The sequence below is a fragment of the Shewanella sp. BJSY2023SW005 genome (assembly GCF_047314585.1).
Taxonomy (GTDB): domain Bacteria; phylum Pseudomonadota; class Gammaproteobacteria; order Enterobacterales; family Shewanellaceae; genus Shewanella; species Shewanella algae.
In genome coordinates, this window is record NZ_JBKORJ010000053.1 from 293,255 (window position 1) to 308,526 (window position 15,272).

Below are 15,272 nucleotides of genomic sequence, written 5' to 3' on the forward strand. Positions count from 1 at the left end.
TTAAACAGGCATGCTCATAATCTCTTTGTAGGCTTCGACCAGCTTGTTGCGCACCTGCACTGTGGCCTCGAATGCGACGCTGGCTTTCTCGCGGGCAATGACAGTGTCAGACAGAGACACTGTGGTGTCGCCCATCTCCAGCCGGGTGGCCAGATTGGATGATGTGCTTTGCAACTCACTGACATTGCCTACGGCCTGGGCCAGTAATTGGCCGAAGTCAGTTCCTGTGGTATTGCCCACCTGGCGTACAGGCGAAGACTGAAATCCCGTTGGGGCAATTTCACCTTTAAGTGATTGCATTTCTTGCAATAAAGAATTGGCACCTATTTGCATCTTCTCACTCCTGTCGTCAGCGAATTGACGAAAAATCTGGGTTACCAGACTCTATGCAATTAGTTTGCCAAAAATGGAATAGTCAAAGTTAAGCTAGGTAAACGCCCTGAATTCACCCAGGGCCTGAGGCAAAACACTGGAATTGGAAAGCGGCCTGACGGCCGCTTTGGAGATGACTCAGGCGGGCACCTCTATGCCCATCTCGCGCATGCGCGCCATCTTGTATCTGAGAGTGCGGGCACTGATCCCCAATTTCTCGGCCACCAGTTTGCGACTGCCCTGACACTGGGCCAGAGTCTCGAGAATAATCACATGCTCCTGAGCCTTGAGCTCATCACCAAGCGCCTCCGGTGTTTCCGGGGCTGTGGTATCTCCCAAAGCAACATCCTGCAAATCGATAATAATATCGCCCGCTTCTATCTGCCCTTGACTCAAGATCAACGCCCGCTGGATCACGTTATCCAGCTCACGGACATTCCCCGGCCAGCGGTGGGCCAACAAACGCCGCACTGCAGCATCGCTGAGAACTGGAACCGGGTTAATCGCCGCGTTTTCAGCGTGACGCGCCAACAGATGTTTGGCCAACGGGATGATATCCGCCGGTCTTTGGTTCAGTGCCGGCCAGGCAAGCGGAAACACATTGATCCTGTAATAAAGGTCTTCGCGAAACTCGCCCTTGGCCACCATCTCTTTCAGATCCCGGTTGGAGGTTGCCAGCACCCGGACATCGAGCTTGATGGTCTTGCGCCCCCCCAAACGTTCAACCTCGCGCTCCTGCAGTACCCGCAGCAGCTTGGCCTGCAATGCCAGCTCCATCTCGGAAATTTCATCGAGCAACAGGGTGCCGCCATGAGCCTGTTCAAACTTTCCGGGACAGGCCTGATAAGCTCCGGTAAAGGCGCCTTTCTCGTAGCCAAACAAGGTGGCTTCCAGCATATTTTCCGGGATGGCGGCGCAATTAATCGCCACAAAAGGCCCGTCAGGCCTTTGGCTGTGCTGATGAATGTAGCGAGCCAGCACTTCTTTACCCGAACCGCTGGGGCCACTTATCATCACAGAGGCTTCAGAGGCGGCCACCCGCTGCGCCAGTGCCAGCAAGGCCAGGCTCTTTTCATCGGCCACCACTGGGCCGCCGCTAACCACCTTGGGGCGTAAATAGCGACTCACCTGATTGAGCAATACCTGAGGGGCAAACGGCTTGGCGAGATAATCCACGGCCCCCAGCTTGATTGCGCTGACGGCATTGTCGATGGTGGCATAGGCTGTCATCAACAGGATCGGCAGCTGCGGATGTTGCTGACGCAGATAATCCAGCAGCCCCATACCGCCGATACCTTCCATCTGCACATCGCTTATCACCATATCAAAACGATTACCTTTCAAAGCGGTTATCGCTTCTTCGGCGCTGGCGACATCGACGCACTCATAACTGGCGAGCAGCAAGGTATCGAGCAGTGCTTCCCGAAGCGCGGCATCGTCTTCCACCAACAAAATTTTTGCTTCGCTCATGCCACGCCTCCTTGAGAGTCTGTCGTTAACGGGAATGTCAGCGTGACGGTACAACCTGCACCCAGCTTACAGCTGAGGTCCAATTTGCCGCCGTGGCTGCGCACCACTGACTGCACCACCGCCAGCCCAAGCCCTGTGCCCTGACGCTTGGTGGTGAAAAAAGGCTCCAGCACCTGCTTTTGCATCTTGCTGTCCAGGCCCTTGCCGTTATCTATCACATCGAGGCGCAGTGCCTGATCGCAGCTCAGGCGCAAAATGACTCTTGTGGCGCCGGCTTCCAGGCTATTGATCACCAGATTATTGATGGCAGAACTCAAGCCATGAAGATTGACCTGCATCTCGCTATCGCCTTCAATTTGCAGGCTCAATTCAACATTTTGCCTGGCAGCGATGGGCTCACAGTTGGCCATGACTTTTTCCAGCACCGTCGAGAACGGCACTCTATCGCAGGCTTCCTCTTGCTTACCTTTGGCAATCAACAACATATCATTGACCTGCTGCTCCAGCTCGGAAAGCCGGTCGAGTAATTTGCCCTGAAAACGCTCTCTGGAGCCGGCATCCAGCCTTGGACTGCCCAAGTTGGCGGCATAGAGTAAAGCGGCAGACAGAGGAGTGCGTATTTGATGCGCCAGAGTGGCGACCATTTTCCCGAGCGCAGACAAGCGTTCAAGGTGGGAAAGGTTTTGCTGCAACAGTCGGGTTTCGGTGAGATCGGTCAGCATAATCAGCTGCCCCTGCTCCGGGGTCAGAGGCGTAATCGCCAGCTTCACCCGGCGGCCATTACGCAGGGAGACTTCATGACCATCGTCTTTTTGCGGCGCAAAGGCGCGATTGATGATAGTCAGCCAGCGCTGGCCAACCAGAGGAACACCCAACAAAGATTCGGCAACCGGGTTGGCTTCACTGACCAAGCCGTCACCATTGAGGATAACGACGCCCGAAGGCATGGCCTGCAGAATATGCTCCATACGATTGGACATATTGGCGGCTTCCCTTACCGGGATCCATTCGCGGCCATGATGAGAGATGGTTTCGAGCTGAGCCAGTGGGCTTGCTGACATATTAACCCCGTCAAAAATACGATGCTGACAGGGTTAATGCAGAGTTTATGCCAATTTAAAAATCTAAATTATCAGTAGCTTAGTCTTTACTCATGCCGTATTTGCGCATTTTCTCCACCAAGGTGGTGCGGCGAATACCCAGCATTTCAGCGGCGCGGGCAACGACGTTGTCCTGCTGATCCAGCGCCTGACGTATCATGTCGATTTCCAATTCGGCCAAGAGATCCTTGAGATTGACCCCTTCCGGAGGCAGCTCACTGGGAAAACGGGTCTCTGGCAGATCGACCGGCTCTTCGTCATTGAAGATCGATGCCAAGGCATCACGCTCCAGTTGCTCTTCACTGACCTCGACCGAATACTCGGGCACATCGATATGACGATACTTGACCGGAAGGTCGTTAACATCGACCAGGCCGCCCGGATAGAGGATAGTCAACCTTTCTACCAGATTGGACAGCTCGCGGACATTGCCCGACCAGGCGTGTTCCTTGAGAGAGTCAATGGCGCGTTGGGTAAAACGCACCCGTCCCTTGCCTTCGTTGAATACCCGACTGACCAACTCCTGCAGCAACAGCGGAATATCATCCCGACGCTCACACAGAGGTGGCATTTCGATGGGGAACACATTGAGGCGATAGAAGAGATCTTCGCGGAATTCACCGCCTTCAATCATGGTTTCCAGATCTCTGTGGGTCGCAGCTACCACTCGCACATCGGCGGTAATCGCCTTATTGCCACCCACACGTTCAAATACTCTTTCCTGCAGCACCCGCAGCAGCTTGACCTGCATCTGCAGCGGCATATCACCTATCTCATCGAGGAACAGGGTGCCGCCTTCGGCCAGCTCAAAACGTCCCTTACGGGCACTGATAGCACCGGTAAAGGAGCCTTTCTCATGGCCAAACAGTTCACTTTCCAACAGCTCTGGTGGAATGGCACCGCAGTTGACCGGAATAAAAGGGCCATCGCGACGCTCTGAAAGATAATGAATATTACGGGCGACCACTTCCTTGCCGGTACCAGAGGGTCCGAGCACCAGCACAGTGGCATCAGATCCCGAAACCTGGTTAATCAGATGGCGCACATTGGCAATGCCGTCGCTGCGCCCTACCAGGCTACGGAACAGCTTGGTCTGGTTGGCACTGGTTGGTACCTGTGGCCGCTTGACCTGACCAAAGACCTGGCAAAAATGCAACAGTTCGGTCAGTTGGGAATAGCTGAGGGGTTCTTCAATCTTGCCGAGTAGATTGGAAGGATTGGCATTGCTGTGCCCCAACAGCAACATAGGCTGCCATGGCAGTTTAAGCATCAGCGACTGCAGCGCCTCGTCCTCTATGCCGTCACTGACCAATATCATGGCCCGACATCGAGTTTCCGGAGATTGCGCGTCGATAGCCTCGGGAGCCACAACTTCCACTTGCTCACCAATAAACTCTAAAACACAAGATAAGCGACTGGTGCGCTCAGAGGGGTTTCCGACAAGTAAAATTCGTTGATCTGTATGCATCATTCAGTGGGCCGCTAAGCTTTGGCAATTATGGATTCGCATTAATTATTAGTGTTAGTTGCTCTGGAAAGTCTGGCAATGCTTTCTTCACATACTCAGCTAAATTTGTAGCAATGCTGAATATTGTATTATCGGCACGATATAAGCAAGCCTAGGATGGCTTTTCTGCCTAACCCTTCCTGATTTTAGTCCAAATTCAGCACTTAAGAGCCAATATCGTCAATTAAATGGCGTAAGTCAAAAAGGCGCCAAAGGCGCCTTTATCTCGAATGGTTAATAACTCAACGGTTTTCTTCGTGAGCCGTAAGGTGATGTTTATCAGCGGGAATGGCATCCCAGGCTTCTTTGATGTCCCGCAGCACGGCCGCAACATCATCCAGCGCCTGAACATCATTATTCAGATTGGCCTCAGAGATACGCCGCAGCATAAAGTCGTAAAGGTTGCTGAGATTCTTGGCTATCTCACCACCGGCTTCCATATTCAGGCTGTTGCTGAGACCTGTGATAATACCAATCGCCTTGTTGATGAAAATTCCCTTGGACGACTGGTCGCCTTGCTCTATGGCGTAACGACTCTGGGCAATACGCTCCAATGCGCCGTTGAACATCAACTGAATGATCCTGTGCGGTGATGCAACTGAGATTTCACTCTCCAATGACACCTTACGATAAGACTGTAGCGACCCTCTCATAAATACCTACCTATTTGCATCTATAGACTTGTAAACATTGACCTGACGTTTGTTCTGACTCCTGAGCGCCAATAGCTCCTGCCTTTGTTGGCGTATCGCTTTGGCATGCTGCTCAAAAGTGGCAGTCAGCTCCAATTGCTCCTCTAGCAACTCAGGACTCTGCACTTCCTCTATCAGGGTCTGGAGCAAAGTTTGACGCCTGCTTACCAGCTCTTGCAAATTAGAGACCAACTCGTCAGTTTTTTCATCCTCGGCGGGAATTGTCAGTAAACAATCCAGAGCCCGGCGCAACAATTCGTTGATCTGATTCAGTTCTTCAGTTACCCGCATCTTTGGTATCCCAATCAGCTACTCTTCTTGACGACACCCGGCAAGGAGTTCAGGGCACCGATAACGTTCTGCCCCTGTGCTGACAACTGGCCAACCACCAGATCCATGGCGTTGAACTGTTTGGTCAATCTGGCTTCCAGCAACTCCATTTTAAGGGCAAAGGCCTCACGCTGATCCGCAAGACGTTGCTTATCGCCGGTATAGGCCTGATTGCGGGTGTCTATTACACCGCCGGCCTTGACGTAGGTCGTGGCCAATTCATCCATGGCGTTGGCTAGGCCGGTATCCTTGGTGGAAAACAGCGCTTCAACCCCGTCCATATTGGTCTTGATAGCCTCATCAAGCTTGGCATCATCAATCGAGAGTTTGCCATATCTGTCGGTTTTAATGCCAATATCATAGAGTGCAATAGTACCGTCGGCCGTCGCCACCCTGTCACTGATCCCGGAGCGTAACTGAGATTCCAGTGAGCGGATCATGGAGTCACCCTGCAGTGCTGCAGCCTCTTTTTTGTCTACATCATAGGCCGAGAGCTTTTCTATCGAGGTGATCAGGCTGTTGTAGGCATCAACAAAACCTTTGACGTTTTCTTTAACCGCATCGGTATCCTGAGCTATGGTCAGCTTGGTGGTCTTGTTGACATCAGCATCAGTGAGGTTAAGCGTCACGCCGGGGATGGCGTCTTTCACTTCATTGGATTGGGAAGTCAGCTTCTGGCCGTCAATATAGAGTACGGCGTTGCTGGCAGCCTGGATCTCTTCAAGATTACCGGCACCAAACATATCTGAAAGCCCGGTACCTGAAGTATCAGTTGCGGTTACGCTTATCTGGTTATCCGTGCCTTCTTTGTCGGAGCTGAATACCAAACGGCTGCCGGCATCACTGGTGATGACAGTGGCGGTAACACCCGAATTATCGGCATTGGCATTCACTTTTTTGGCAATATCTTCAAGCGAATCTGTGGCTTCCACATCGACGCTGAAATTCTCGCCATTGACTGCAAATTGTAGGCTTCCTTCACCGACCGCGGCACTGGCATCGGCGGTGGCAGCACCGGCAACCTTGTGTTGCTGTGCCAAGGCCTCAATCTTGATGTTGTAGGAGCCGGGCAAAGAGTTTTTACCTGCAGTGGCAGTAAAGAAATCTTCGTTGCCCAGGGTGACAGTACGTTGATTCAAGGCGCCGCCATCCTGGAGCTTTTTCAGCGCATCCTGGAACTTGGACAGCTGGCTCTTGAGGGTTCCTATGGCAGAAACCTTGGCATCTATCGTATCTTCGGTCTTATTGAAAATCGCCTCTTTAGGCACTTTCTCGGCGTCAACCAAGACCTTGACTATCTCGGTAATATTGAGCCCCGACCCCAAACCTGTTGCTGTTAATGCCATATCAACCTCTATCTCACGTTAAGCCTTTTAGGCTTCCGTCTTCATCAGCAGTCCTGCTACTTCTGAAAGTTTAGCAGCCAGCTCCAAAGCTTCCTCGCTGGGGATCTGTCTTATCACATCCCCTGAGTCTACATCCATCACGCTGACAACGTGAGTGCCGGATGTTTCGTCCACTTTGAATGCCAGTCCCTTGCGCATCATAGACATGGTATTGGAGAGTTCTTCCGCCACCTGCTGCAGCTGCTCGGGATCTTGCTGCGCCTCCTTGTTCTGCTCCGCCTCATCGACCGGCTTGAGCAAGGCTGTCGCCTCGGTTTCCGCGTTCTTGGGGACAGCTTCTTTCAACTGTCCCGGCTTCACTTCTGTCCTCACTGGGACAGCATTGGATAAGGTAGTAACTTCCATCGCCTATTCTCCACTCAGTTGACCTAACTGCCTTCAATATCTTCCTTCCATGAATGCAGCAAAGGGAGATCCGTTGCCGAACCTCCCTTTTACTGACGCGATAGCTAACCTGAAAGATTACAGCAGTGACAGTGCGATCTGTGGCAGCTGGTTAGCTTGGGCCAGCATGGCCGAACCTGTCTGTTGCAGCACCTGGCTCTTGGTCATGGCAGAGGTTTCTTTGGCGAAATCCACGTCCACGATACGGCTCTTGGCGTCGGCAACGTTGGCCTGAGTGTTGGCGCTGTTGCTGATGTTGTGTGCCAGACGGTTCTGGATGGCACCCAACTCGGCGCGTTGTGAGTCGATGTTCTTGATAGCGGCATCGATCTTACCGATAGCTGAGTCACGACCAGCAGAAGTCAGTACAGTCAGCGCATTAACAGAAAGTGTAGTCGCATTAGTGGTCTTCACTTTAACTGTTACATCTTCGCCATCCTGGTGACCTACCTGGAACAACTTACCGCCAGAGAAGTCACCTGTCATCAGCTTGGTGTTACCAAAAGCAGTAGTGTTACCGATAGCTGTGATTTCAGTTGCCAACGCATCCATTTCGTCTTTCAGCGCCTGCAAGTCAGCAGTACTGTTGGCACCGTTTTCAGACTGGATGGCCAGGTCACGCATACGTTGCAGCATGTTGGTCTGCTCCTGCATCGCACCTTCAGAGATCTGGGCGATGGAGATAGCGTCGTTGGCGTTACGCATGCCGACTTCAAGACCTTGCACCTGGCTATTCAGGCGGTTAGAAATCGCCAGACCTGCAGCATCATCTTTAGCACTGTTGATACGCAGACCACTTGACAGACGCTCCATTGAAGTAGCCAGGCTACCGTTGGAGATGTTCAGGTTTTTCTGAGCTTTCAGTGATGTTACGTTGGTGTTTACTGTAATAGCCATAATGATTTCCTCTTTACCTGGCTTGGAAAACTAGCCTGTCTTCGTTTGAGCCAGGCGGGTCTTACTGGTTACAGTATCTTTAACGGCACCCCTGTTTTGATCTTTAGTCATTTTTTTCAAAAAATCATCAATTCTTCTTAACTCAATGATTGTTTGAGAAAAATAATATCGCCAGTGGTGATGAAACCACTGACGATATTGCCCTTACCACTCGATTAGCCAAGCAGAGAAAGCGCGACCTGTGGCAATTGGTTGGCCTGTGCCAACATGGCGGAACCCGTTTGCTGCAGTACCTGGTTCTTGGTCATGGCCGAAGTTTCCTTGGCAAAGTCCACATCCACGATACGGCTCTTGGCATCGGCAACGTTGGCCTGAGTGTTGGCACTGTTGCTGATATTGTGGGCCAAACGGTTTTGCACCGCGCCCAATTCAGCGCGCTGGGTATCTATATTCTTGATGGCGGCGTCAATCTTGCCAATGGCAGAGTCACGACCGGCAGAAGTCAGCACCGTCAGCGCATTTACCGACATTGATGCGGCATTATTGGTTTTGACCGTCACTGTCACGTCTTCACCGTCTTGGTGACCGACCTGGAACAGCTTGCCACCGGAGAACTCACCAGTCATCAGCTTGGTGTTACCAAAGGCTGTGCTGTTACCAATAGCGGTGATCTCATCACGCAGCTGATCCATTTCATCTTTCAGCGCCTGCAGATCGGCGGTGCTATTGGCACCGTTTTCAGACTGGATGGCCAGGTCACGCATACGTTGCAGCATATTGGTCTGCTCTTGCATCGCGCCTTCGGCAATCTGGGCGATGGAAATCGCGTCGTTGGCGTTACGCATGCCCACTTCCAAGCCGCGAACCTGAGAGTTCAAACGGTTGGAGATAGCCAGACCCGCGGCATCATCCTTGGCGCTGTTGATCCTAAGACCACTGGACAGGCGTTCCATAGAGGTCGCCAGGTTACCACTGGATATGTTCAGGTTCTTCTGTGCCTTCATCGAGGTCACGTTAGTATTAACGGTAATAGCCATGTTGAGTTCCTCTTCCTAGTTTTAGCGCCAAGACTCGGAGCTTGGCTAAATTTGTTAACAATTTATCTGACAGACGGGTAGGTCTTTGCTTTCTGTTAAATAAAGTCAAACAGGGAAACAGAACCCACTCTGCTGAACACATTTGAAACGGCGTTCAACGCCAGCTGCTGTTTTTGAAACTCGGTTATCGCCGAGGCGTAATCGAGATCTTCCAGCAGTGACAATGCCGACTTATTCACCAGCTCTTCCTCTGTATGATTGGAGCTGTAGCTTTCGAGGCTTTTGAGATTATTCCCGGCCCCCCCTCTGGCCACACTGAGCTGATTCAAGCCGCTATCAACGTTATTCAATAATTGTGCCAACTCAGCTTTCCCCTCCGGGGTATTGACCCGGTTGGGATCCTCCAGCAGATCGATTGCCTGCTGAATGGTATCGAAAATAGGTACCTCGGCATCGGGCTCCATGGTGAAGGAATCCCCGCCAGCCGGCGTACCGTCCAGCTTCACCTCAATGCCATTGAAACTCACGGGATTACTGGCATCGAAGTTGGTCACATTAGCCACCGCAGTGCCGCCCGAGTCCAACACTTCCAAATCAACCCCACCGGCACCATTGTCGGTAAAGTTAAAGGTGTAGGTATCGGCCACATGGGCCGCGGGGTTATCTATCTTGGCGCTGAGCACCCTGAAGTCCCCGGTTTGAGAGGCCAAATAATTGACGCCATAGTCACCCAAACCATTGGGCACCCTCATAAAGGCCGAGTCCCCCGGGATGTTGGTGCCCATGGCAACCCCTTGAGCCACCAAGGCGTCACGAACGCCGCTGTCACCGCTGTAAACCATGTTGCCGCTGGCATCAAAGGCAAAGGGTTGATTGTCTGTGCTGAATCCGGAGAACAGATAGTTACCAGACTCATCCTGGGTATTGGCAATACTCAAGAGTTCATCCAGACTGCCGCGCAGCTCGTCGGCAATCATTTGCCGCTCTGACGGTGCCAGGGTGCCATTTACTGCACGCAACATCTGCTCTCGAATGCTGGTAACCAGAGTTTCGGCACTGCCGAGCTTGCTTTCCGCCATCGACAAATGATTCTTGCTGTAGTCCACATTCTTGAGATACTGCTGCACCAGCGCGTTTTGCTGATAGAGATTGTCTATGCCGATAGCCGCCACAGGATCGTCACCGGCAGTGTTGACCTTTTTACCGCTGGAGAGCTGCTCGAGGATCCTGTTGGTATCCGTTTGCTTCTGCAGAATGCTGTTTAAGTTCTGCTGGTACATCTGTGAAGTTGAAATACGCATCTCTCAAGCTCCTATCGAACCGAACTGAACAAAGTGTCGAACAGGGTATTGGCTGTGGTCATGATCCGTGCCGATGCCTGGTAGGCCTGCTGGAACTGCATCAAGTTGGCCGCCTCTTCGTCCAGGTTAACCCCGGATTCCGACTGCACCCTGGCATAGGCCTGGTTGTAAATGGCCTCCGCCGAACCGGCCCTCACCTGGGCGGATTTGGTTTGACTGCCAATATCCAGCTTGGTCTTTTCAAACACATCTCCCAGGGTCGACTTACCATTGTTCATTATCTTGCTGTCACTGAGCTTGGCCATGGCCACGGCATTGGTGTTATCCCCCGGCGCAAAGCTGAGATCAAAAGTGAAACTCTCACTGCCGCCACTGCTGCCATCAACTTCGAAGGTAAAGCCAAAGGCGCTGATCTGCGGCGGAGTGCCCGCAGCCGTCCCGGTTGCCAAAGAAGCGCCGTTGACATCAAAGACTTCATAGGTAGGCGGATTGACACTGGTATCCAGGGTGAATGTCAGCTCACTGTCAGTCACGGGGAAGTTAGCCGCGCTTCTGTCATCTATGCTGACCAACTTCACTGAAGTGCTGCCTGAATTACCTGTCCCGGCGGTGATTTTCGGCGCCGCAGCGGCAATCCCCTTGGGATCTGACATCACTACACCTATGTTGGCTGCCGCATTCGCTGTTGGCCGTATTTCAAACCTGTCACCGGCGGCCATGGCACCGGCGTCGATATTGATACTGAAACCGTTGGCGCCTTCCAAAGTGTTGCCGTTGAGCGTCAAGTTGGTCACGGCTCCTGTCTTCATATCCTTGAGTTCATAAGTACCGGCGCTGGTATAGTTCAGCTCATAACTGCTGCCGGACAGGGCGCCGACATCATCGATATTAACGCTCAAGGAAGCTGTGCCCGGATTACCCGAATAGGCGCCGACACGGCCGGCGGCAATCACAGGGTCATTGATATCGGTAAAAATAGGTTGTCCCAGCTCGCCATTGAGATCGAAACCCTGGGACTGCATCTCGTTAAAGGCATCGGCAATCCCCAGCGCCAACTGCCCCAGCTCATGGCTGGCGGGCATCAGGGTGTTGTCACGAAAATCAAATAAGGCGCCCAGTTGACCACCGAGCTTGGCGGGGTCTGCCTTTAATTCACTGCCACCAAGGCTATAGGTCAGCTCCGGCTCGTTGGGGAAGGGGTCACCTGTGGTCACGCCCATGGTCATGGCCACTTCACCGGATACCAGCATAAAGGAGCTGCCCAACATGATGGAGCGGGCACCGTTTTCCAGCGGGATCACATTGACTTCGGCATATTGGCTCAATTCCTGGATCAGGGCATCTTGCTTATCCAGCAGCTGCGCATCGTTACCCGGCGTCTTCATCAGTTCAAGATTGATCTGCGCCATCTCTTTACTGATCTCATTGATCCTGGTGGTAATGCTTTCAATCTGATCATTGGTTTGCTGCACCTGACCACTCAGATGGCTCTGCATCTGATTGAGATTCTGCGCCAGTTGCGAGGCCGAGTTGAGCACAGAGCCGCGGATCCCCAGATCAGAGGGCAGGTCAGCCAGGCTGTTGAGGCCGGAGAAAAAGTCATTCAATGAGGCTGGTACCGCCTTGCCTATCTGGGAAAACAGCTGATCCAGCTCGCTGAGCTTGGTGTAACTGGCCTCGGCGGCACTGAGCCCTGTTTGGCCGATACGCAGCTCTCTGGCGGCATAATCGTTGTAAATACGCTTAACTTCCTGCACATAGGTACCTGTGCCATAGAAGTTATTGCCAAGACGCATTGAGGTGGAGGTGCCTTGAATTGCCACCTGACGGTGATAGCCTTCGGTATTGACGTTGGCAATATTGTTACTGGTCACCCCCAATTGTGATTGGGCGGCCAGGATCCCGCTGCGGGCTATACTGAACAGATCCATAGACATGGGTTATCGCTCCTGCACCTTTACTGGCCCGGCTTTGAGCCGAACTCCTGCAACAATTGGCCAAAATCAGCCTTGATGGTATCCAGCACTTTCATCACCTTGTTGGCATATTGAGGATCCGTGGCGTATCCCGCCTCGGCCAGTGCCTTGATAAATTCGCCGGGATTGGCGGCCATCTTGCGCGCCTGGCTATAACGATCGTTGTCGGAGATAAAGCTGACAAAGTCGTTAAAGCTCTGCTCAAAACTGTCATACACCCGGAAGTCCGCCTTTTGCCGCACAGCTGTGCCCTGCTCATATTCCAGGGTCGACACTGCCGCTTTCTCGCCCTGCCAACGCCTGTCGGCCTTGATGTTGAACAGGTTGTTGCTGGACTCGCCTTTATGGCCACGGACCATTTTCTGGCCCCAGCCGGTTTCCAGAGCCGATTGCGCCAGCAGCACTTCGGGTTGAGTCCCCAAAGCATCGGCAGCGGCCTTGGCATGGGGATAAAGCTGTCTGACAAACTCTTCCTGGCTGCCAATTGCCGGCCGCGCCTGCCGCCATGACGGCAATACTTTGCCGCTCAAGACCTGCTGCAGGCTGTCATTGCTTGGCAGCGCGGATGCTTTGGCCGCTGCAGCTTCAACACCGGATATCTTCTCCGTCTGGCCGCCGTTTAAGGCCGCGACGCTGCGGTTATCGACATCACCGCGGAGCACTGAGGACGGGGTAATGTCCGAGTTTTCAGGTGACAACTGCTGCACCATGAGATCCGCCAGCCCCAACATGCCTTTGGAGGACAGCTCCACCGACATCTGCTGATCGTGCATCTGCTCGTAGAACTTGGTGTACTGGCTGTTCATCGGGCTGTCGGATTCAAATATCGCATTGGCATCACGCATGCTTTTCATCAACATCTGCACAAAGATGCCTTCAAACTGCTGCGCGACTTCCTTGAGCGCCGCCTTTTGATCCTGCTGCGCCTGGGCTCTGAGCTTGTCCAGCCCACCGAGATCCAGAAATTGCGAAGCATCAGCCATTTTGTTCATAGTCGATAAACCAATGTGCCATTAATCAGATGATGATGAGTTCACCATGCAAAGCCCCTGCCATTTTTAAGGCTTCGAGGATGGCCAACACATCCGATGGCGCTGCGCCGACCATATTCACCGCCCGCACCAACTCATCGAGGGAAGTGCCCGGGTTGAACATAAACATACGTCTATTGTCCTGAGCCACATCTATGGTGCTGTTGCTGGTCACTGCGGTTTGGCCACCAGCCAGGGCGTTGGGCTGAGAAACCTGAGTCGCTTCGGCAATGGTGACGGTAAGGCCGCCATGGGTCACAGCCGCCGGCAGGAGTTTTACGTCCTTGCCGACCACTATGGTGCCGGTGCGGGAGTTGACTATCACCTTGGCCGATTCATCGGCAGGCTCAACCTGAATATTTTCCAGGGTGGCCAGAAACGATACCCGCTGCGACACATCTCTGGGGGCACTGACCTGAATGGATGAAGCATCAAGCGCCCGTGCCATACCCGGGCCGAGTAAGCCATTAATGGCATCGGCGGTGCGCTTGGCGGTGGAGAAATCGGCTCTGTGCAGGTTAAAAGTCAGGTGATCGCCATTACCGAAAGGGCTGGCCACTTCACGCTCGACTATGCCGCCGTTGGGAATGCGGCCCACGGTTGGCGTGTTCTGGATCACCTTGGAGCCATCAAGCCCCTCGGCGCTGAAACCGCTGACCACCAGACTGCCCTGGGCGATGGCGTAAACATTGCCGTCCACCCCTTTAAGGAAAGTCTGCAGCAAAGTACCGCCGCGCAGGCTCTTGGCTTCACCCAGGCTCGATACCGTCACATCCAGGGTTTGTCCCGGCTTGATAAAGGGTGGCATATCGGCATGCACTGCCACCACGGCAATATTCTTGATCTTGGGCCTGAAGTTATCCGGCAAATTGATGCCGAAATTCTTCAACATGGTCTTGAAGGTCTGCTCCGTGTAACGGGTCTTCTCCCCGGTGCCCGGCAAACCGACCACCAGACCGTAGCCTATCAACTGGTTATCCCTGACCCCTTGGATATCGGCGATATCCTTGATGCGCTCGGCCTGTCCAGGCAGGGAAACCAGCAAACAGGCAAGTGCCATGATTAATTTGATTTTCATGAGCTTATCCTCAGAAAGGCCACCAGTCAGAGAGGAAGAACTGGCTCAGCCAGCCCACCTTTTGCGAATCGGCAAAGGTGCCGGTACCGCTGTATTGAATACGGGCATTGGCGACTTTGGGCGAATCTATGGTGTTCTCGGGAGTAATATCCTGCGGTCGAATAATGCCGGTTACCCGGATAAACTCGTCGCCATTATTGATGGTGATCCACTTTTCACCGCGAATAACCAGGTTGCCATTGCCCAGCACCTGCATCACATTGGCCGAGATCTGCCCGGAGAGACTGTTGCTCTGATCGGCATCGGCCTCACGATTGGTATCCATGCTGTCGCCGTAACGGAAATCCAGCGGATTGCCCTTGATGGTGACATTGCTGCCGCCCATATAGAGCGGGTTCACCGACATGTCCGAGCCTTTCTTGATCTTGTTACCGACGCTTTTCTTCGCCTGGGTCGACTCCACCAGCACCACAGTGATGATGTCCCCTACCCTGTGCGCCCGCAGATCCGAGTAAAGCGAAGACGCCTGGCTATCCTGATAAATAGAGCCGGTCGGCGCTATCCGGGTCGGCGGTGCTTCGGGATACACAGGCGCATAATAGGGATCATCGGCTATGGGTTTATTCTGGGTAGCAGTGCAAGCCCCCAGAAACAAAGCCGGAATGATAAGGAACAAGGGTTTCATCACATC

General features: G+C 53.1%; 15 protein-coding genes. All 15 read right to left on the bottom strand.

The genetic code is table 11. The annotated features are described in order from the left end of the window. The 15 genes from fliE to flgH all read right to left on the bottom strand — a co-directional run bounded on the left by fliE (position 1) and on the right by flgH (position 15,266). A complete protein-coding gene (fliE, locus tag ACMHXI_RS17125; protein WP_025011060.1) occupies positions 1-333 on the bottom strand; it encodes a flagellar hook-basal body complex protein FliE in 333 nt (110 codons plus the stop codon). A gap of 177 nt (positions 334-510) precedes the next feature. Beyond that, positions 511-1,842 carry a sigma-54-dependent transcriptional regulator gene (locus tag ACMHXI_RS17130; protein WP_045282487.1) on the bottom strand — a complete coding sequence of 444 codons (1,332 nt, stop codon included), beginning with the start codon at positions 1,840-1,842 and terminating at the stop codon, positions 511-513. Beyond that, entirely contained in the window at positions 1,839-2,903 is a 1,065-nt protein-coding gene (locus ACMHXI_RS17135) for a sensor histidine kinase (protein ID WP_144191345.1), read from the bottom strand. The genes ACMHXI_RS17130 and ACMHXI_RS17135 overlap by 4 nt, the downstream gene beginning before the upstream one ends. A 79-nt stretch (positions 2,904-2,982) precedes the next feature. Continuing rightward, the gene (locus ACMHXI_RS17140; protein WP_028779126.1) at positions 2,983-4,413 is read right to left on the bottom strand and encodes a sigma-54 dependent transcriptional regulator; all 1,431 of its coding nucleotides are present in this window, start codon (positions 4,411-4,413) and stop codon (positions 2,983-2,985) included. A gap of 278 nt (positions 4,414-4,691) precedes the next feature. Continuing rightward, positions 4,692-5,102 carry a flagellar export chaperone FliS gene (gene fliS / locus ACMHXI_RS17145; RefSeq protein WP_025011058.1) on the bottom strand — a complete coding sequence of 137 codons (411 nt, stop codon included), beginning with the start codon at positions 5,100-5,102 and terminating at the stop codon, positions 4,692-4,694. Between the two features lie 6 nt (positions 5,103-5,108). Continuing rightward, entirely contained in the window at positions 5,109-5,432 is a 324-nt protein-coding gene (locus ACMHXI_RS17150; protein WP_208184546.1) for a hypothetical protein, read from the bottom strand. A gap of 14 nt (positions 5,433-5,446) precedes the next feature. Next, a complete protein-coding gene (gene fliD / locus ACMHXI_RS17155) occupies positions 5,447-6,817 on the bottom strand; it encodes a flagellar filament capping protein FliD (RefSeq protein ID WP_044734078.1) in 1,371 nt (456 codons plus the stop codon). Positions 6,818-6,844: 27 nt separating this feature from the next. Then, positions 6,845-7,162 (bottom strand): flagellar protein FlaG, encoded by a 318-nt coding sequence (locus ACMHXI_RS17160; protein ID WP_398405448.1) that lies wholly within the window; start codon positions 7,160-7,162, stop codon positions 6,845-6,847. Between the two features lie 177 nt (positions 7,163-7,339). Beyond that, positions 7,340-8,158, bottom strand: a complete 819-nt coding sequence (locus ACMHXI_RS17165) for a flagellin (protein ID WP_159352290.1) — start codon at positions 8,156-8,158, stop codon at positions 7,340-7,342. Positions 8,159-8,373: 215 nt separating this feature from the next. Beyond that, the gene (locus tag ACMHXI_RS17170) at positions 8,374-9,195 is read right to left on the bottom strand and encodes a flagellin (protein ID WP_025011054.1); all 822 of its coding nucleotides are present in this window, start codon (positions 9,193-9,195) and stop codon (positions 8,374-8,376) included. Positions 9,196-9,290: 95 nt separating this feature from the next. Next, on the bottom strand, positions 9,291-10,496 hold the full coding sequence (gene flgL, locus ACMHXI_RS17175) for a flagellar hook-associated protein FlgL (RefSeq protein WP_413735581.1): 1,206 nt from the start codon (positions 10,494-10,496) through the stop codon (positions 9,291-9,293). Between the two features lie 11 nt (positions 10,497-10,507). Next, a complete protein-coding gene (gene flgK / locus ACMHXI_RS17180) occupies positions 10,508-12,433 on the bottom strand; it encodes a flagellar hook-associated protein FlgK (protein WP_044734076.1) in 1,926 nt (641 codons plus the stop codon). A 20-nt stretch (positions 12,434-12,453) separates the two neighbouring features. Next, positions 12,454-13,464 (bottom strand): flagellar assembly peptidoglycan hydrolase FlgJ, encoded by a 1,011-nt coding sequence (flgJ, locus tag ACMHXI_RS17185; RefSeq protein WP_208170879.1) that lies wholly within the window; start codon positions 13,462-13,464, stop codon positions 12,454-12,456. A 25-nt stretch (positions 13,465-13,489) separates the two neighbouring features. After that, entirely contained in the window at positions 13,490-14,581 is a 1,092-nt protein-coding gene (locus tag ACMHXI_RS17190) for a flagellar basal body P-ring protein FlgI (protein WP_025011052.1), read from the bottom strand. A gap of 10 nt (positions 14,582-14,591) precedes the next feature. Next, on the bottom strand, positions 14,592-15,266 hold the full coding sequence (flgH, locus tag ACMHXI_RS17195) for a flagellar basal body L-ring protein FlgH (protein WP_025011051.1): 675 nt from the start codon (positions 15,264-15,266) through the stop codon (positions 14,592-14,594). Between the last annotated feature and the right edge of the window lie 6 nt (positions 15,267-15,272).